The sequence below is a fragment of the Nonomuraea sp. NPDC049637 genome (genome assembly GCF_040675235.1).
In the GTDB taxonomy this organism is placed as follows: Bacteria; Actinomycetota; Actinomycetes; order Streptosporangiales; family Streptosporangiaceae; genus Nonomuraea.
The window spans coordinates 133,278-150,940 of sequence record NZ_JBFAOM010000002.1; the positions used below are offsets into that span (position 1 = coordinate 133,278).

Consider the following 17,663-nt stretch of genomic DNA (forward strand, 5'->3'; position numbering starts at 1 on the left):
GACAATCAAATGGGTATTTACGGGGCGTGAAGCGACTTCAGCTCGTGCGCAGGCCCCTGCGGGGGCGCCGGTACTCCCACCTCGATCTGCGAACCCCTTCGGGGCGACGCCTCCCGTTCTGACCGCCGCGAACCTATGCTCGGGACATGTCGGAAATGCACATGCGGGTCTCCGACGAGGACCGGGAGCGCACGGCGGAGCAGCTCCGGCACGCCTTCGTCGAGGGCCGCCTGACGCGTCCCGAGCTGGAGGACCGGCTCGGGCTGGCGCTCGCCGCCAGGACCTACGGCGACCTGCTCGGCCTGATCACCGATCTGCCCGCCCCGGCGCCCCCGGCCGACGACGTGGTCGAGCTGGAGTCCAAGAGCGGGCACGTGCGCCGGTCGGGTGACTGGGCCGTCCCGCGGCGGCTGCGGATCTCCTCCCAGTACGGCGGCGTCGACCTCGACCTGTCCCAGGCCGTCATCCCGCACCCCGTCGTCGACCTCGAACTCGACCTCACGTACGGCTCCGCCAGGATCACCGTGCCCGAGGGCGCCGTGGTGAACGTGGACGCCTTCCGGACCGACTGGGGTCAGATCGCCGTCGGCGACGTGCCGGGCAGGCAGCGGCCCGGCGCCCTCTACCTGGTGGTCGGCGGCCGGGCCAACTACGGCGGCCTGCGGGTGCGCTATCCGCGCAAACGCTGGTTCACCCACTGATGGAAGGCCGAGATGTGGTGCTCGCTCGGCACCAGCACGCCGCCCGCCCGGTAGGCGCGTGACGCCATGCCGAGCTGGGTCCGCTCGCAGGCGTCGAAGTCCTGCTCGTTGACCCGGTGGAACAGCTCGACGGACGGCGTCAGGTCGGCCCCCGAGGCCACCACGTCGGGGTGGTAGAGCCAGTCGCACTCGACGACCGTGCGGTCGGCGGCCATGGGGAACATCCGGTGCAGGATCACGTGGTCGGGCACCAGGTTGACGAACACCTGCGGCTTGACGGTGATCGCGTAGTAGCGGCGGTCCTGCTCCGGGGCCACGTCGGGGAGCCGGCCGAAGCCCGCGCCGCCGTCCACGGTGAAGCCCTGGACGCGCTCGGCGAACTCGGCGCCGTGGCCCACGTAGTACTGGGCGGCGTACCCGCCGGCGAACTCGGGCAGCACGGCCACCAGCTCGGGGTGGATCGTGGCGCAGTGGTAGCACTCCATGAAGTTCTCGACGACCAGCTTCCAGTTGGCCTTGACGTCGTAGACCACCCGGCGGCCCAGGGCCAGCCGGTCGACGTGGTAGTTCTCGATGGCGGCCGGGTCGCCCAGGCGTTCGGTGGCCGCGTAGGTGACGGTGTCCTCGAACGACGGCGGCTCGTCGGCCAGGCAGACCCAGGCGTACCCGAGCCATTCGCGCAGGCTCACCGGGACCAGGCCGTACTCGACGCGGTCGATGTCGGGCATCTTCGCCAGGTTGGGGGCGGCGGCCAGCCTGCCGTCCAGGTCGTAGGACCAGGCGTGGTAGGCGCACCTGATGGTCCGTCTGACCTCGCCCCGCTCCTCCACGCACAGCCGCGCGCCGCGGTGGCGGCAGACGTTGAGGAAGGCGCGCAGCAGCCCGTCGCGCCCGCGGACCACGAGCACGCTCTCCGTGCCCACCTGGACGGTCCGGAACGCCCCCGGTTTCGGCAGGTCGCCGGCGCGCACGGCGCAAAACCACATGGCCTCGAAGATCTTGGCCTGTTCCGCGGCGAACAGGTCGGGGTCGGTGTAGGAGCGGCCGGGAAGCGTGGAGATCAAGCTCGACGTGGTGGTCAACCGACACCCCTTGTTGCGTATTACGCACCGAGTTGCTCTATATGCGACATCGTCCGGCGGCCCTCACAGGCTGTCAAGAGGCAGGCGCCGAACCTTCACGTGCTGTTGCACGGCTTTACGCCCACCTGACGGCCGGAATGTTAGCGGCGTGCAAGCGGAGATCAACCAGAGATCGCTAATGTCCTCCTCGTACGGAAAACCAACGAAGGGCACCAAAAATGACTCCCCCTCGCCGACTCGCCCTCGCAGTCGCGACGATCTCCCTTGCCGCTCTGTCCACCGCGTGCGGTGTCGGCCAGGCCGTTGACTGCAACACCGCCGTCAACGAGCTCTCGAAGATCACCACCGAGTGGAGCGGCGCCATCACGAAGAACGCCACGGACGCCTCGGCCGTCGGCGACGCCTCCAAGGCCGCCGCCGCCAAGACCAAGGAGCTCGCCGGCAAGTACGACGGCGACGTCGCGGCCGCCCTGAACGACTTCGCCGCCGGCTTCGAGAGCCTGCAGAGCGGTGACATCAGCAAGACGACCGAGTTCAGCGGCAAGATGAGCGGCTTCACCTCGAAGATCACCGCCGCCTGCTCCTGACCGGTCCGCGGTCGCCGCACCGCCTGCGGGGGGCAGGCCGGCGCGGTGACCGCCTCATCCGGTCCGCCGGTACGGGGTACGGACAGGACCGGATGATCCCCTTACGCTTGCTGCCGTGACCGACGAAACGGTGATCGCACGGCCTCCGGCAGGCACCGCACTCCCCGCCAGAGTGCTCTTCCGCCACCGCGTGCGGGTCGGCGCGATCGCGCTGCTCGCCGCGGTGGCGTACGCCGTTCTCGGGCTGGTCAAGCTGGCCACCTTCCGGGCGACCACGTTCGACCTGGTGATCGTGGACCAGGCGGTGCGCAACTACGCCCGCCTCCGGCCGCCGTACGTGCCGGTGCTCGGCGTCTTCCACGAGCGCGGCACGGACTACCTCCAGCTCGCCGACCACTTCTCCCCGATCTACGCGCTGCTCGCGCCCCTCTACTGGCTGCACGACGGGCCCGAGACGCTCATCGTGGCCCAGGCGCTGCTGTTCGCGGGGGCGATCCCGTTCCTGTGGCTGTTCACCCGCCGGGTGCTGGGCGTCGGGCCGGCCTATCTGGTCGCCGTGGCGTACGCGCTGTCGTGGCCGATCGCCCAGGCCGTCGCCTTCGACGCGCACGAGGTGATGTTCGTCCCGCTGCTCACCGCGATCATGATCGAGCGCTACCACGCCGGACGGGTGCTGCCGGCGTTCCTGGCGATGCTCGGGCTCCTGCTCGTCAAGGAGGACATGGGGCTGCTGGTGATCGGGGCGGGGCTGTACCTTTTCGTCGTCGGCGACCGCCTGCGCGGCGTCGTGTGCGCGCTGGCCGGCGCGGGGGCCGTCGTGCTCGTCCGGGGCCTGCTGATCACCTCCTTCGGCGGCGACAGCAAAGACTTCTGGGCCTACGGCCACCTCGGCCCCGACGCGCCCGCCGCGCTGCTGGCGATGCTGCGCGACCCGCTCGCCGCCCTGCTGCTGCCCTTCAGCGACGAGGCCAAGGTCGACACCCTGTTCCTGCTGGCCTGGCCGACGTTGCTGCTGTGCCTGCTGTCGCCGCTGTCGCTGGCGGCGCTGCCGCACGTGCTCGAACGCCTGCTGTCCGACCGTCCCCAGTGGTGGCAGGCCGACTTCCAGTACAGCGCGTTCACCGTCATGATCCTGTTCTGCGCCGGCGTGGACGGCCTGGCCAGGCTGCTGCGCTGGACCGGGCGCGCCGACCGGCAGGGGCTCAAGCTGGCCTGGGCGGCCGCGGCCTGCGCCGTCGCCGTCACCCTGGTGCCCAGGTTCGCGCTCGACCAGCTCTACCATCCCGCCTTCTACAAGGAGGACAAGGCCGCCGCCGCGGCCGAGGCGGTGAGCAGGGTGCCGTCGGGGGTGACGGTCGAGGCGGTCAACTCCGTGGGCCCGGCGCTGTCCTCGCGCACCACCGTCCTGCTGTGGAGCGCGGCCCCGCGCGGCGCGCCGTGGATCGTGGCCGACACCGCCCGCTGGGAGTTCCCCTTCGGCTCCGCCGACGACCAGCGCAACCGGGTCGAGCAGCTCCAGACCGAGGGCTACACGAAGGTGTTCGAACGCGACGGGTACGTCGTTCTCCGGCGGAACTGACCGCATCGGCCCGATGCCGCACAATGTCGGCATGGAGATGATCGTGCTCACCGGCGCTGCCGGCATGGTGGGCGGTGCCGTACGCGAGCGGCTCCGCCGGTCCGCCACCAGGCTCGTCCTGGCCGACCGGGTGCCCATGGAGGCCGGGCCGGGCGAGGAGGCCGTCCGCACCGACCTGTCGGACCTGGCCGAGACCGTGGCGCTGGTCAAGGGCGCCGACGCGATCGTGCACCTGGCCGGGGTGCCGGACGAGGCGCCCCTGCCCGACCTGCTCGACGGCAACGTGCTGACCACCCACCGCGTGCTGGAGGCGGCCCGGCTGGCCGGCGTGCCGCGCGTGGTGCTGGCCGGCAGCAACCGCCTGACCGGCATGTACCCGGCCACCGCCACGATCTCCCCCGACCTGCCGCCGCGCCCCGACGGCCTGTACGGCGTCAGCAAGGCCGCCGTCGAGGCACTCGGCCGCCTGTACGCCGACAAGTTCGGCCTCGAAGTGGTCTGCCTGCGCATCGGCAGCCTGGAGCCCGAGCCGCTGGACGTCCGCCACCTGGCGACCTGGCTGAGCCCGCGCGACTGCGCCGGGTTCGTGCACGCCGCCGTCACCACGCCCGGCCTGCGCTTCCTGGCCGCCTACGCCGTCTCGGCCAACACCCGCCGCTTCTGGCTGCTCTCCCCCGAGCTCGGCTACGAGCCCGAGGACGACGCCGAGTCGTACGCCGCCCGCGTGACCGGCACGCCGGCCGCCTTCTTCACCGACGACACCCCGCAGGGCGGCGACTTCGCCGCGCCGGAGTACACGCTGCGCAGGGGCGGGCTGGCCTAACGCGCGATCGCCTGCTCGTAGGCCCGGTCGAACCCCTCCAGCACCCCGGCCCACGAGCCCGCGACGGGCGGCGTCGAGCGGTTGTGGCCGGCGATCTCCCGGCGCAGCCCCGCGTCGGAGCACAGCCGGGCCACCGCCCCGGCCAGGTCGTCCAGGGTGCGGCCGAGCAGCCCCTCGGTGCCGTCCTTGACGAAGTCGGCGACGCCGCTCTGGGCCCTGGCCACCACCGGCACGCCGGCCGCCCGCGCCTCCAGCGCCGCGATGCCGAACGACTCCCTGGGAGCCGGGGCCACGAAGACGTCGGCCGACTCCAGCAGCTTGGCGATCTGCTCCCGCGAGTAGCGGCCGGGCAGCGACACCCAGCCGGTCATGCCGTGCTCGGCCAGGAAACGTTCCATGCGGGCGCGCGCGGGGCCGTCGCCGACGATCGTGGCGCGCATCGGGATCGCGGCGGGCACCCGCGCCCGCGCGGCCCGCAGCAGCCTGAGCAGCCGTACGGGCTGCTTGCGCGGCGCCAGCCGGCCGACGGCCACCACGTGCACCTCCGCCCGCTCGTCCGGCACGCCGGGGGCGGGCGCCCAGCCCGACAGGTCGAGGCCGTTGGAGACCACCCGCACCGGCACGCCGGGCCCGGCCACCGCCCTGATCGGCGCCGCCGCCGCGGTGCTCACCGTGGTGGCCACCAGCCCCCACCGCTGCCAGCCGAACGCCAGCCGCAGCAGCCGGTAGAGCGCCCGCGTGACCGGGTCCCACATGCTGTGCACGGTGACCACGCACGGCACCCCCGCCCGCCGCGCCGCCCGCACCCCCATCCAGGCGAACGGCGAGACCGCGCCGGTGTGCACGTGCACCACGTCGGGCCGGACGACGGAGATGCCCCGAGTGAGATGCCCCACTCCGAACGGATGGACCGGCAGGTCGAACGGCATCCTGGCGACGACCCTGCGCACGCCCGGCAGCGCCTCGCCCCTGGTCGCCGTGGCCACGACCACGTCGTGCCCGGCCTCGCGCTGCGCCCGCACCAGGTCGGCCACCTGGACCTCGATCCCCCCGAGTCTCGGCAGGTAACAGTCACTCACGTGAAAGATCCGCACCCCTCCCAGACTAATCTGGGCGTGTGCCTCCACGTACCGCGGTCTTCTTCCACGCCCATCCCGACGACGAGGCCCTGCTCACGGCGGGCACCATGGCGATGCTCGCGGCCGAGGGCCACCGCGTGGTGCTCGTGGTCGCCACCGCCGGCGAGCGCGGCCTGGCCGAGATCGGCCCCGGCGAGGAGCTGCGCGAGACCAGGCTCAAGGAGCTCTACGAGTCGGCCGCGCTGCTCGGCTGCGCCCGCGTCGAGTGCCTGGGCTACGGCGACTCCGGGCTGAGCCCGAAGGGCGGCGTCGCCGAGGAGCGGCCCGACAACGCCTTCATCGACGCCGACACCGAGGCGGCGGCCAGGGCCCTCGCGGCGATCCTGGAGGAGGAGAAGGCCGAGCTGCTGTCGATCTACGACCCGGCCGGCGGCTACGGGCACCCCGACCACGTGCAGGTCCACCGGGTGGGCAAGCGGGCGGCGCAGATCGCCGGCACGCCGATCGTCCTGGAGGCGACGGTCAACCGCGACCCGCTGGTGCGGCTGCTGCGCATGGCGGGCCGGGTGTACAAGTTCCCGCCGGAGTTCGACGTGCGCACGTTCGAGAGCGCGTACTCGGCGAGCGACACGATCACCCACCGGGTCAACGTCCGCCGCTACGCCCGGCAGAAGCGCGCCTCGATGGCCGCGCACGCGTCCCAGGCCAGCGGCGGCGACAGCGACCGCACCCTCGCCGTCATGCTGAAGGTCCCCGGCCCGCTCTACCGTCTGGTCTTCGGCACCGAGTGGTTCGTACGCCGCGACCTGCCGCCCGGCACTCGTCTCACTCACCCTTTCGACCCATGGCCGAAGTAGCACCTGAGGGTGACGTGCCGGCTCCGGCGACCCGTCAGACTGGTGGGCGATGAAGAACAAGCCGCTCCAGATCACCCTGTCCGTCCTGTCGCTCGGGCTGGCCGTGCTGCTCGTGGTCTACCTGCCGCAGATCGTGCACGCGCTCACCGGCAAGCCGGTCTCCTGGCGCGAGATCGGCGCGGTCTTCGGGGCGCTCAGCTTCGGCCAGATCGCCCTGATGACGGCCCTGTGGCTGCTGAGCCTGCTGGCGTACACGTTCGTGCTGACCAACTCGCTGCCGGGGCTGAACAACCTCCAGGGCCTGGCACTCAACGCGGCGGGCAGCGCGGTCAGCAACCTGCTGCCGTTCGGCGGCGCGGTCGGGGTGGCGCTGTCGTTCGCCATGACCAGGGGCTGGGGCTTCGCCAACCGGCCCATCGTGGTGATGACGCTGGTCAGCGGCATCTGGAACACGTTGTTCAGGTTCATCCTGCCGGCCGTGGGCATCATCGCGCTGCTCATGGCGGGCGAGGTGCTCGACCCGGCGTTCGTCCGGGCGGGCTGGACGGGCGCGATCTCCATCCTGGCGCTGTGCCTGGTCGTGGCGGTCGCCCTCTACTGGGACCGGGCCGCCGCCGTGCTCGGCCGGGCGCTCGACGGGCTCACCCGGCTGCTGCGCCTGAAGGTGCACGCCTCCGAGGCCTTCCACCGGCTGCGCGCCGACACCACGGAGGTCGTCCGCACGCGCGCGCTCGGCCTGTCGCTCGGCATGGTGTTCTTCCTGGGCTTCCAGTGGGCGATCATGGCGGCCTGCATGACGGCCACCGGCGCCTGGCCGGGCCTGGCCCAGTCGATCGCGGTCTTCGCGCTGTCCCGCGTGCTCACCAGCGCCGTCATCACGCCCAGCGGGGCCGGGATCATGGAGAGCGGGGTCGCCGCGATGCTGATCACGTTCGGCGTGCCCGGCACTCCGGCCGTCGCGACAGCACTACTTTTCGGCTTCTGGACTTACACTATCGAGATCCCGTTCGGCGGTCTCGCGCTCGGCGCGTGGGCGCTCCTGCGCAGGCGCAACGGCCGGAACGCCGCCGCGGAACCCCCGTCCGCGATCTCGAAGGCCCCGCAGTGACAATCCCAAAGCCATCAAAGACCTTGTGCGCCCTTCGGAAGCCCGCATAGCGTGGCGGCTGACATGGTGGCGTTCCGGGTTCTGGGGCCAGTCGAGGCGTACGAACACGACGACGAACTCGACCTCGGCGGGTTGCGGCAGCGGGCCGTCCTCGCCCGACTTCTCGTGGCCAGAGGTCAGGTCGTGCCGGTTGACACGCTTCTTTACGACCTGTGGGACGACGACGCCGCCAAGGGCGCCCAGTCGGGCCTGCAGGTCTACATCTCCCGCCTGCGCAGGGTGCTCGAACCGGGCCGGCCACGCGGCGGCCCCAACCGCCTGCTGGTGACCGTCGCCTCCGGCTACGCGCTGCGCGTGGCCGCCGAGCAGGTCGACGCGCTGCGCTTCGAGCAGCTGGTCAGGGCGGCGGGCGAGCACCTCGAAGAGGGCGACCCGCAGTCCGCCCGCGGCCGCCTGGAGAAGGCGCTGGGGCTGTGGCGCGGCACCCCCTACTCCGACTTCGCCGACCAGCCCTGGGCGGAGGCCGAGGTCAACCGGCTGGCCGAGCTGCGCCTGGTGGCCCGCGAGCGGCACGCCGACACCGGCCTGCGGCTGGCCCTGCACGCCGAGACCGTCCCCGACCTGGAGGCGCTGACCACCGAGCACCCGCTGCGCGAGGAGGGCTGGCGGCTGCTGGCGCTGGGCCTCTACCGCTGCGGCAGGCAGGGCGACGCGCTGGCCGCGCTGCGCAGGGCCAGGAACATGCTGGCCGACGAGCTGGGCATCGACCCCGGGCCCGCGCTGCGCAAGCTGGAGTCCGACATCCTGGCCCAGGCCCCCGAGCTGGAGCTGGCCGCGCCGCCGCGGCCCGCCAGGCCCGCCCCGGTCACCGACACCTGGCCGCCCCGGCCGGCCGCCGCGCACGTCGAGCCGCCGCCGCTGGAGCCCGAGCCGTTCGTCGGCCGCGACGCCGAGCTGGCCAGGCTGACCACGGCCGCCTCGCGCACCGGCCGCTTCCAGGTCGCGATCGTGACCGGCGTCGCGGGCGCGGGCAAGACCACGCTGCTGCGCCAGCTCGACGGCAGGCTCGGCGCCGACGGCTGGATCACCGCCTCCGGCGCCTGCCCCGACTCCAGCGCGACCCCGCCGGGCTGGGCCTGGGTGGAGATCCTGCGCTCGCTGATCGGCGCCACCGGCGCCGGCGAATACGCCCAGCTCCTGGCCCCGCTGCTCGACGACACCGCCCCCGACCCCGACGAGGACGAGGTCTCGGGCGGCTTCCGCCTGCACCGCGCGGTCGGCGGCTACCTCGCCGGCGTAGCCCGCCGGGCGCCGGTGCTGCTCACGCTGGAGGACCTCCACTGGGCCGACGACCAGACGCTGGCCCTGCTGCGCGCGCTGCCGAGCCTGCTGGCCACCAGCCGCGTGCTGCTGGTCGTGACGTGCCGGGAGAGCGAGCTCGACGACCGCCAGTCCGACGTGCTGGCCGCCCTGGCCCGGCTTGAGCCGCTGCGCGTGGGCCTGTCGGGCCTCGACCCCAAGGCCGTGGCCGAGCTGGTCAAGGCCACCTGCGTCCGCGAGATCGACGAGGACGCGGTCGAGTCCATCGTCGAGCGCACCGGCGGCAACCCGTTCTTCGTGCGCGAGACCGTCCGGCTGCTCGACGCCGAGGGCGCGGCCGACCGGGCCAGCGCCACGCAGGTGCTCTCGCGGGTGCCCTCGGGCGTGCGCGACGTGCTGCGGCGGCGCATCTCGCGGCTGCCCGCGGGCGCCCAGCAGATCCTGCTCCAGGCCGCGGTGATCGGCCGCGACGTCGACCTCGACGTGCTGGTCACGGTCGCCGGCGACGAAGACGCGGTGATCGAGGCGGTCGAGGCCGCGCTGCTGGCCGGGCTGGTGACCGAGCCGGGGCCTGGGCTGCTGCGCTTCGACCACGACCTGGTGCGCGACACGATCTACTCCGACGCCTCCCGCCTGCGCCGCACCCGCCTGCACGCCGCGGTCGCCGCGGTGATCGAGCAGCGCACGTCCTCCGACGTGGCGGCGCTGGCCCACCACTACTTCCTGGCCGACGCGGCCGAGAAGGCCGTCCACTACGCGGGCCTGGCGGCCGAGCAGGCCGAGCGGCGCTTCGCCCACCGCGAGGCGGCCACCCTGTGGGAGCAGGCCATCGCGGCCTTCGACCGCGGCGGTCCGCGCCAGGACGGCAAGGGCCGCGAGTCCGAGCCGGAGCGCGCCAAGGAGCGGCTGCGGCTGATGCTGCGGCAGATCAAGGCGCTGGCGTTGTGCGGCGACATGACGGCGGCCAGGCTGCTGCGCCGCCAGGCCATGGACGCCGCGCTGCCGCTGGGCGATCTGGAGATCACCGCCAAGGTGGCCGCGTCGCTGGCGGTGCCGCACAAGGGCATGGCCCGCGACTTCACCCGTACCGCGTGGGAGATCGTCGACGTCACCGAGAAGGCGCTCATGGAGCTGCCGGCGGGCGAGCAGCGCCTGCGGGCGAGCCTGCTCACCACGCTGGCGCTGGAGCTGGAGGGCTCCTCCGCGCCCGAGCGCGGGCGGCAGGCGTCGCTGGAGGCGCTGGAGCTGGCCAGGCAGAGCGGCGACCCGACGCTGATCGCGGCGGCGCTGAGCGGCCGGCTGCGCCAGTCCTACGACATCCCGGCCGTCGACACCCGCGAGGGCATCGGCAGGGAGCTGCTGGAGGTCGCCCAGCGCTCGGGCCAGATGGCCACGCAGGCCCTGGCCCACCTGGTGCTGCTGGAGTGCGCGGCGGCCAGGGGCGAGTTCGCCGCCGCCGACGAGCACGCCGCCGCCGCCGACCGCCTGGCCAAGCAGTACGACCTGTCGGCTCCGGCCGCCGTCGTCGTCTGGTATGCCGGTCAGCGCATGATGATCGCCGGCGACTACGCGGGCGCCGAACGCACCTACCGCGAGGCCGCCAGGATGACCGCGCGGGCCGGCATGCTCGAAGGCCGCCAGGACCTCCCGCTGATCACCGCGTTCTGCCTGCACCTGGTCGACGGCCGGGCGGCCGAGACCGTCGAGTTGCTGGCGCCGGCCCACCAGCGCGGCGCCAAGTGGACGCTCGACGCCTACGCCCTCGCCCTGGCCTCGGCCGGGCACCTCAACGACGCCAGGGCCGTGGCCGCCACCCGCCCGCCCGTCCGCCCCGACTTCCTCTACGAGCTGGTGATGACCTGGCGGGCCCTGGCGGGCATGCTGCTCGACGACCGCGAGCGCATGGTCGACTGCTACGACAAGCTCAAGCCGTTCGCCGACCGGGTGGCCGGCGCGGGCACGGGCGTCGTGGCGTTGTGGCCGGTGGCGCTGACCCTGGGCGACCTGGCCATCCGGCTGGGCCAGCCCGACGCGGCGCGCGAGCACTACGAGAAGGCTCTTGAGGTGGCCCAGCGGGTGGGCGTGCCGCGCTGGGTGGAGGCGGCGCGCCGCTCGGTCAGCAGCTCACCTGGAAACGCTCACTCGTGACGGTCCCGCCGGGCCGGGCGATCAGCTCGACCCGGTACCACCCGGCGTTGCCGGAGATCTGCGGCCGCCACTCCACGTTCCGGCTGCCGCCGGCGAACCCGGAGTGGTCCGCCAGGTAGGTGCGCCACGTCCCGGTCGCCGGGCTCCAGCGCGACAACCGCCAGCGGTACAGGACGGTCGTGCCGGGCCGCGGGTTGACCAGCAGGCCGCGGGCCAGGAACGACCTGCCGCAGCCGGGGGCGTCGTCGGTCAGGGCGCTGAGGGCGATCTCGCCCGCCCGCGCGGGGACGCTCTGCCGGGCCGGGGCGGTGATGGGCAGCTCGCGGGCCGAGAGGGTGACGGTCCGCACCGGCTCGGCGGCCGACCCGGCGCTGCTGTAGGCGGAGAAGCCGACGTAGGCGCTGGTGAAGGCGAGCGCAGCCACGAAGAGCTTGACCGCGTTGGCGGTACCGCCGGCCAGGACCACCGCACTTCTCGACGACATGATCAACACCCCTTTTGCTCAGTTCAGGTATAGGGCGGGAGGGTTGAGGGGTGGTTGTCGGCTACTTGCAGCCGGTGACCTGGCCTTGCAAGCTGATGTGGCGGAACGTCTCTTCCTTGACTAAGGTAAGGCTGACCTAAGCGTTGGAGTGGGGGTGAGCGGGCTGATGTGGCATACGGCTGCCGCCCTCCCCGATCCCGCCCGGCCGTTCTGGTTCGGGCTGCCGTACTGGCTGGTGGGGGCCGTTCTCATCCTCGCGCTGTTCGGCGCGTTCCAGGTCTACTACTGGGTCGGCCGCAAGCTCGGCGAGAAGCTCTACGAGTCCAAGGTCGGCGTGCGGCTCGGCCGCGAGCGCATCGCGCGGATCGAGGGCGTCGTCGAGAAGTGGGGCGCGCTGGCCGTCTACGGCTGCTTCTGGGTGCCCATGCTGCGGCACACGCTGCCGTGGGTGGCGGGCGCGCTGCGGGTGTCCTATCCCTGGTACGTGGTGGCGAGCGCGCTCGGCTGCCTGACCTGGGCGCCCATCTGGTGGTTCGGGCTCACGGCGCTGGTGTGGGGCTGGCTGCAACTGGCCGCCCGCTCGCCCGTCAGCGCGCTGGTCCTGCTGCTCGCGGTCGCGGCCGGCGTGGCCTGGTTCTTCGTCCGCCGCCGGCGCAAGGCCCTGGCCTCGTCCTAGACGGTGGGCGGGGCCTGGTCGTCGATGGCGGCGTCGGGGGCGTTCCTGCGCACGGTCTCGATGCCGTTGACGCAGGCGGCCTTGCTCGGATAGCCCTCGCCCACGGCCAGCGTCTGCCCGTTGTTCGCGACGAGCGCGAAACGGAACGTGCCCCGCTCGTCCTGACTGATGATGAATCTGCCTGCCACGGCCTCGTCTCCCCGCAGATGTCGGATCTATCAAGCATTTACCCCCAACTGAGGGCCACTTACGGCCGAGTTTCGCAAACCAACCCTTGATCTCCTGCGAACATGTCTGGCATGCGTATTGGGGGTTTCATCGGCTCTGCCGTACTCGCGTTGGTTGTGGGGATCTCTTACCCGGCGTCCGCCGCACGGGCCGCCGACGTCCCGACCGTGAAAGCGGGGGCGGCATATGTAGTGGACTCGGACGGAACGATCCACTTCGCGAAGCGGGAGACCCGGCGGGTGCCGGTCGCCAGCCTGGTCAAGGTGATGACGGCCTACGTCGTCCTGCGCGAGGGACGCCTGAACGAGCCGATCACCGTCACCGCCGCGGACACGAAGCACGCGACCAGCAACGGCGCGACCACGGCCGGCCTGCGGAAGGGCGAGCGCCTCACGGCCAGGGACCTGCTGTACGGCCTCATGCTCCCCTCGGGCGCCGACGCCGCCAACGCCCTGGCCAGGGAGTACGGGCCGGGCAAGACCGCGTTCGTGGCCAAGATGAACCGGGCCGCGCGCTCGCTCGGCCTCGGCGACACCCGCTACACCAACCCCGACGGACTGCCCACGCCGGGCAACGGCGGCTACTCGACCGCCGTGGACCAGGTCAAGCTGGCACAGCGGGCGATGGCCGACCCGGTCTTCCGCACGGTGGTGGGCAGCAAGGTGTACAAGGTCGCCAAGTCGGCCCTGCACGGGGCGCACACCTGGCGCAACTCCAACAAGCTGCTCGGCCGTTCCGCGGACGTCGTGGGCGTGAAGACCGGGTACACGAACGCGGCGCAGTACTGCCTGCTGTTCGCGGGCGACCGCGGCGGCCGGCGCGTGTTCGGCGTCCTGCTGCACGACGGGGACGAGCGCCGCTTCAGCACCGCCGAGCAGCTGCTGGACTTCGCGGGCGAGCAGATCGCCGGCGGCTGACCCCGAAGACCGAGACCTGCGGGAGATCAGCCGAAGGTGAGGCGGCCGGAGATCGGGGCGGTCAGCCGAAGGTGAGGCGGCCGGAGATCGGGGCGGTCAGCCGAAGGTGAGGCGGCCCGCCGCGGACAGCGTGCCCAGGCCGCCGGTCGCGCAGGCCAGCAGGCCCATGGCGGGCGTGATCGTGCCGTGGACGCGCTCGCGGTCCAGCGGCCCCGACACGACCGTGCCGGTCAGGAAGCTGTCGGCCGGGCTCTGGGTGGCCAGCCGGTCGGCCCGCGTCCGCACCTCCGAGGTGCCGACCGGCCGCCCGTCGAGGCCGAACCAGGTGATGCGGGCGGTGCCGTGGACCTGCCGGGCGCTCGCGCACGAGGCCCGGCCCACGCTCTTCAGGGTGACCCAGCCCGAACGCAGGTAGGGGGCCGAGCCGTCGCCCGACAGGCAGCCGGTGAGCTGGAGGTTCCCGCGGGCCGACACCGGCCTCGCGGTGAGGCCGATGCGCGGGCTGAAGGTCAGCGGCCGGCCGGCCGGGGAGCTGACGGCGCAGGCCAGGGCGCTACGGTCGGCGGTGGCGGCCCGCGGCTGCGCGGTCGCCGCCGGGCGCACGACCGCTCCCGCGCGGGGCACGTGCGGGGTCGTGAAGGCATGCGGGGTCGTGAACGCGGGCGGGGTGGCCGCGAGCGCGGCCGCGATGATCCAGGTCGGCTTCACGGGACCTCCGTCGGTCGCTCTCGGTGATCGGCGCATCACATCTTGCCGCATCCTGGAGTGATTGAGGCCGCCGATCTCGGGTACCGGCTCGTCGCAACCGCCGCCACCCCGGCGGATTTCGGCGGCCGGAAGCCCACCCCGCGGTCGATTCACGCAGATAGGGTGGCGAATGTACCCCTCCGCAATAAGGAAGATCATGGCGGAATTCATCGAAGTCCGCACGACGATCGAAGGCCATGAGCAGGCCGCCGCGCTCGCGCACACGATCCTGCTCGCGGGGCTGGCCACCTCGATCGACATCGCGGAAGTCCCGGCCGCGCAGGCCGGGGTCTCCTGGCAGCTCACCCTCATCACACCGCGCGAACAGGCCGCCGCGCTGGCGGCGCACATCAGCGCGAACGGCGGCGCCGGCCCCGTCGAGACCCAGCCGGTGCTGCACGACGTCGACGCCTACCCCGACTGGCTCACCGAGGACACCGACCTCCCCTGACCGGCTACTCCGGCGGCCGCTCCCAGTCCCAGCGCGGCACCTCGCGCAGCGGGTGGAGCTGGTCGTCGGTCTCGGCGTGGGAGTTCTGCAGCGCCACCTGCGTGCCGAACTCCACGTGCGAGCGGAGCGAGGCCCGGAACGGCTCGTCGCCGGGCAGCCCCGCCGCGTCGGCGGCCTCCATGTACAGCTCGACGAACCGCCGCCGCTGGGCCTCCTCGATGCCCAGCCCGCGGTGCGCCTCGATGAGCAGCGGGAAGCCGCCCATCTCCGCCGAGAACGTGTCGGGGCCGCCGAACGTCTCGACGGTGAAGGCGGTCAGGTTGTCCACGTGGCTCGCCTTGCCCTCGCCGAAGAGCGGCTGGAGCAGCGGGTCGGCCAGCAGGCTGCGGTAGAAGATCTCGATGAAGCGGCGTAAGCCCTCTTCGCCGCCGGCGTGCTCGAACAAGGTCTGCATGATTACAGGGTTACCCGCCTGGTCGAAGCGCCACCAGACCCATTCGCGCACTCGGACGTCAGTGCGCGGTGGAGCGCATCAGCCCGTGGCAGGCGATCGCCGCCGCGGCCACCACGTTGAGCGAGTCGACGCCCGCGTCCATCGCGGCCGGGCTCATGGGGATGCACACCGCGTGGTCGGCCTCGTGCAGCCAGTGGGAGGACAGGCCGTCGCCCTCGGAGCCGAGCAGCAGCGCCACGCGTTCGCCCATCGGCACCCGGTCGAGGGGGACCGCGCTCTGGTCGGGGGTCAGCGCCAGGGTCTGGAACCCGGCCGCGCGCAGCTCGCCGAGGCCGGTGTACCAGTCGTCGAGCCGCGCGTACGGGATCGAGAAGACCGCGCCCATGGAGACCTTCACCGCCCGGCGGTAGAGCGGGTCGGCGCAGCGCGGCGAGAGCAGGACGCCGTCCACGCCGAGCGCGGCGGCGCAGCGGAAGATCGCGCCGACGTTGGAGTGGTCGACCAGGTCCTCCAGGACCAGCAGCCGGCGGGCGCCGCCCTTGATCAGGTTCTCGGCCGTGGGCAGCGGCAGGCGTCGCATGGAGGCCAGCGCGCCGCGGTGGATCTGGAAGCCCGCGATGCCGGCCATCAGCTCGTCGCTCACCTCGTAGACGGTGGCGTCGCCGATGACGTCGGACAGCGACTCGTACCAGCGCCGGGTGGTCAGGACCGAGCGGATGGGGTAGCCGGCGGCGATGGCCCGCCTGATCACCTTCTCCCCCTCGGCGAGGAACAGGCCGCGCTCCGCCTCCAGGCTCTTGCGCAGCTCGACGTCCCGCAGCCGGGTGTAGTCGGCGATTCGGGGGTCGTCGGCGTCGAACACGTAGTCAGGCACCTTCCGATACTGCCATGCGCCGCCTGACCTGCCAGACGACCGCGTAGCAGGCCAGGACGGCCGACAGCCCGACCACGGTGCCCGCGCCCGTCTTGGTGAGCACGCTCCGGAAGCCGAACGCGGGGTTGGGCTCGTCCACCAGCGGCCACAGCAGGGCGCCGGCGACCGTGCCGAGCGCGCAGGCGGCCAGCACCGCCCACCGCACGGCGGGCGCGAGCCGCAGGCGGCCCGGCACGCCGGCCGCCTCGGCGCGGGACAACGCGCGCCAGGCCCACCACACCACCACGGCCAGCCCGACGGCCGAGGAGGTGTACTGCAGCACGCTGAAGAGCCTGGTCGTGCCGAAGACGGGGGTGTCCGGCCAGGCGCCCCAGCGGGCGGAGGCGTAGGAGTGGGTGAAGGAGTCCCAGAACAGGTGGGTGGCCGAGCCGATCACGCCGCCGGCCACCACCGGCAGGATCCTGAGCCGGCCCGGCCGCAGGAGCGCCGCCGCCGGGCCGGCCAGGGACGGCGGCAGCAGCGAGATCAGCGGATCACGCAGCACGAGGTGGAACAGCGGCAGGAGCAGCAGCACCGCGGCCAGGTCGAGGGTGAGCACGCCCTGCCAGGAGTGCCAGTCGCCGTAGACCGGCAGGAACGGCAGGAAGATCGGCAGATCGGGCACCATCGCCCCGAGCGCGAGCGCCCACGGATCGGCGAACCGCCGCGCCCGGCCGGACGCCACGAGCGGCAGCACGGCGGCGATGTGACTGGGCGTGAACGGCACGATCCCTCCCCCGGACGATCACCGCCATTATCCGGTGAATCTTGAACATCCTTTGCCGCACAAGGCTTAAGGTCACCATGGGTCATGGGTACGTTACGTAACGCTGTCGCCGGCCGGACAGCCGGGAGTTCGGGGGTTCATGGTGTCTGACCAGCGGATTCATGAGCATCCGGCCGCGACGGCCGACTGGCTGCGGGCCGCCCGCGCCGCGCGTGCGCTGTCGGTGGCCACGCTCGCCTGGCTGGCCGTGGAGAGCACGCTGGGCCTGGCCGCCGGGTTGTCGGCGCATTCCGTCGCGCTGATCGGGTGGGGGCTGTCGGCATTCGCCGAGGCCGGGGCGAGCCTGATCGTGGTGTGGCGCTTCACCGGCGCCCGCACGCTCTCGCCGCACGCCGAGACCACCGCCAGGCGCGCGGTGGCGGTGAGCTTCTGGCTGCTCGCGCCCTACCTGGTCGGGCACGTCGCGCACGACCTCGACGCCGGCCACCGGGCCGTGCCGACCGTGCTCGGCATCGTGGTCACGACGGTCAGCCTGGTCAGCATGCCCGCGCTGGGGCTGGTCAAGCGGCGGCTGGGGGCGCGGCTGGCGTCGGCGGCGACGTCCGGCGAGGGCACCCAGAACCTGATCTGCGCCGCCATGGCGGCCGGCGTGCTGGCCGGTCTGTGGCTGAACACGCTGGGCTGGTGGTGGGTGGATCCGGCCATGGCGGTGGCCCTCGCGGCGGTCGCGGTGCGTGAGGGAGCGCGCGCCTGGCGCGGTCACGCCTGCTGCCATTGACCGC

The 17,663-nt window shown here is 72.8% G+C and carries 19 protein-coding genes; 11 read left to right on the top strand and 8 right to left on the bottom strand.

Annotated elements, in window-relative coordinates; all coding sequences use genetic code 11:
* Positions 1 to 146: 146 nt before the first annotated feature.
* Complete coding sequence (locus AB0J71_RS03040; protein WP_364391683.1) at positions 147 to 701, top strand: DUF1707 domain-containing protein; 555 nt, start codon at positions 147 to 149, stop codon at positions 699 to 701.
* Here the strand turns inward: AB0J71_RS03040 and AB0J71_RS03045 are convergent.
* The gene (locus AB0J71_RS03045; protein ID WP_364412383.1) at positions 671 to 1,783 is read right to left on the bottom strand and encodes an aromatic ring-hydroxylating dioxygenase subunit alpha; all 1,113 of its coding nucleotides are present in this window, start codon (positions 1,781 to 1,783) and stop codon (positions 671 to 673) included. The two genes, AB0J71_RS03040 and AB0J71_RS03045, sit on opposite strands and share 31 nt — an antisense overlap.
* Positions 1,784 to 2,001: 218 nt before the next feature.
* On the opposite strand from AB0J71_RS03045, the gene AB0J71_RS03050 reads away from it, so the two are divergent.
* The 3 genes from AB0J71_RS03050 to AB0J71_RS03060 all read left to right on the top strand — a co-directional run bounded on the left by AB0J71_RS03050 (position 2,002) and on the right by AB0J71_RS03060 (position 4,772).
* Positions 2,002 to 2,370 (top strand): hypothetical protein, encoded by a 369-nt coding sequence (locus tag AB0J71_RS03050; protein ID WP_352327040.1) that lies wholly within the window; start codon positions 2,002 to 2,004, stop codon positions 2,368 to 2,370.
* A gap of 115 nt (positions 2,371 to 2,485) precedes the next feature.
* Complete coding sequence (locus AB0J71_RS03055; RefSeq protein WP_352327041.1) at positions 2,486 to 3,949, top strand: DUF2079 domain-containing protein; 1,464 nt, start codon at positions 2,486 to 2,488, stop codon at positions 3,947 to 3,949.
* Positions 3,950 to 3,980: 31 nt separating this feature from the next.
* The gene (locus AB0J71_RS03060; protein WP_364412386.1) at positions 3,981 to 4,772 is read left to right on the top strand and encodes an NAD(P)-dependent oxidoreductase; all 792 of its coding nucleotides are present in this window, start codon (positions 3,981 to 3,983) and stop codon (positions 4,770 to 4,772) included.
* On the opposite strand, the gene AB0J71_RS03065 is transcribed toward AB0J71_RS03060, so the two are convergent.
* Positions 4,769 to 5,851 (bottom strand): glycosyltransferase, encoded by a 1,083-nt coding sequence (locus AB0J71_RS03065; RefSeq protein ID WP_364412389.1) that lies wholly within the window; start codon positions 5,849 to 5,851, stop codon positions 4,769 to 4,771. The genes AB0J71_RS03060 and AB0J71_RS03065 overlap by 4 nt on opposite strands.
* Positions 5,852 to 5,889: 38 nt before the next feature.
* Between AB0J71_RS03065 and AB0J71_RS03070 the strand changes: the two genes are divergently transcribed.
* From AB0J71_RS03070 to AB0J71_RS03080, 3 genes are all read left to right on the top strand, one after another.
* A complete protein-coding gene (locus tag AB0J71_RS03070) occupies positions 5,890 to 6,708 on the top strand; it encodes a PIG-L family deacetylase (protein ID WP_352327044.1) in 819 nt (272 codons plus the stop codon).
* A 49-nt stretch (positions 6,709 to 6,757) separates the two neighbouring features.
* Positions 6,758 to 7,816, top strand: coding sequence for a lysylphosphatidylglycerol synthase transmembrane domain-containing protein (locus tag AB0J71_RS03075; protein WP_352327045.1), 1,059 nt, complete (start codon positions 6,758 to 6,760; stop codon positions 7,814 to 7,816).
* Between the two features lie 63 nt (positions 7,817 to 7,879).
* The gene (locus tag AB0J71_RS03080; protein ID WP_352327046.1) at positions 7,880 to 11,284 is read left to right on the top strand and encodes a BTAD domain-containing putative transcriptional regulator; all 3,405 of its coding nucleotides are present in this window, start codon (positions 7,880 to 7,882) and stop codon (positions 11,282 to 11,284) included.
* Here the strand turns inward: AB0J71_RS03080 and AB0J71_RS03085 are convergent.
* The gene (locus AB0J71_RS03085) at positions 11,253 to 11,768 is read right to left on the bottom strand and encodes a hypothetical protein (RefSeq protein WP_352327047.1); all 516 of its coding nucleotides are present in this window, start codon (positions 11,766 to 11,768) and stop codon (positions 11,253 to 11,255) included. The genes AB0J71_RS03080 and AB0J71_RS03085 overlap by 32 nt on opposite strands.
* A gap of 154 nt (positions 11,769 to 11,922) precedes the next feature.
* Here AB0J71_RS03085 and AB0J71_RS03090 point away from each other — a divergent pair, with 154 nt between their 5' ends.
* Complete coding sequence (locus tag AB0J71_RS03090; RefSeq protein ID WP_364412392.1) at positions 11,923 to 12,444, top strand: VTT domain-containing protein; 522 nt, start codon at positions 11,923 to 11,925, stop codon at positions 12,442 to 12,444.
* Here the strand turns inward: AB0J71_RS03090 and AB0J71_RS03095 are convergent.
* A complete protein-coding gene (locus AB0J71_RS03095) occupies positions 12,441 to 12,632 on the bottom strand; it encodes a DUF1508 domain-containing protein (RefSeq protein WP_352327049.1) in 192 nt (63 codons plus the stop codon). The genes AB0J71_RS03090 and AB0J71_RS03095 overlap by 4 nt on opposite strands.
* Positions 12,633 to 12,743: 111 nt before the next feature.
* Here AB0J71_RS03095 and AB0J71_RS03100 point away from each other — a divergent pair, with 111 nt between their 5' ends.
* Positions 12,744 to 13,589: a serine hydrolase gene (locus tag AB0J71_RS03100; protein WP_352327050.1), complete on the top strand. Its 846-nt coding sequence runs from the start codon at positions 12,744 to 12,746 to the stop codon at positions 13,587 to 13,589.
* A 96-nt stretch (positions 13,590 to 13,685) separates the two neighbouring features.
* Here the strand turns inward: AB0J71_RS03100 and AB0J71_RS03105 are convergent, their stop codons facing one another.
* Entirely contained in the window at positions 13,686 to 14,297 is a 612-nt protein-coding gene (locus AB0J71_RS03105; protein ID WP_364412396.1) for a hypothetical protein, read from the bottom strand.
* A gap of 196 nt (positions 14,298 to 14,493) precedes the next feature.
* On the opposite strand from AB0J71_RS03105, the gene AB0J71_RS03110 reads away from it, so the two are divergent.
* The gene (locus tag AB0J71_RS03110; RefSeq protein WP_352327052.1) at positions 14,494 to 14,787 is read left to right on the top strand and encodes a hypothetical protein; all 294 of its coding nucleotides are present in this window, start codon (positions 14,494 to 14,496) and stop codon (positions 14,785 to 14,787) included.
* A gap of 4 nt (positions 14,788 to 14,791) precedes the next feature.
* Here AB0J71_RS03110 and AB0J71_RS03115 read toward each other — a convergent pair whose 3' ends face one another.
* The 3 genes from AB0J71_RS03115 to AB0J71_RS03125 are packed head-to-tail and all read right to left on the bottom strand — an operon-like array spanning position 14,792 to position 16,881.
* A complete protein-coding gene (locus tag AB0J71_RS03115) occupies positions 14,792 to 15,241 on the bottom strand; it encodes a group II truncated hemoglobin (protein ID WP_352327053.1) in 450 nt (149 codons plus the stop codon).
* A 58-nt stretch (positions 15,242 to 15,299) separates the two neighbouring features.
* Positions 15,300 to 16,115 carry an RNA methyltransferase gene (locus tag AB0J71_RS03120; protein WP_352327054.1) on the bottom strand — a complete coding sequence of 272 codons (816 nt, stop codon included), beginning with the start codon at positions 16,113 to 16,115 and terminating at the stop codon, positions 15,300 to 15,302.
* Positions 16,108 to 16,881 carry a DUF4184 family protein gene (locus tag AB0J71_RS03125; protein ID WP_364412399.1) on the bottom strand — a complete coding sequence of 258 codons (774 nt, stop codon included), beginning with the start codon at positions 16,879 to 16,881 and terminating at the stop codon, positions 16,108 to 16,110. The genes AB0J71_RS03120 and AB0J71_RS03125 overlap by 8 nt, the downstream gene beginning before the upstream one ends.
* A 139-nt stretch (positions 16,882 to 17,020) precedes the next feature.
* On the opposite strand from AB0J71_RS03125, the gene AB0J71_RS03130 reads away from it, so the two are divergent.
* A complete protein-coding gene (locus AB0J71_RS03130) occupies positions 17,021 to 17,659 on the top strand; it encodes a hypothetical protein (protein ID WP_352327056.1) in 639 nt (212 codons plus the stop codon).
* Positions 17,660 to 17,663: the final 4 nt, after the last annotated feature.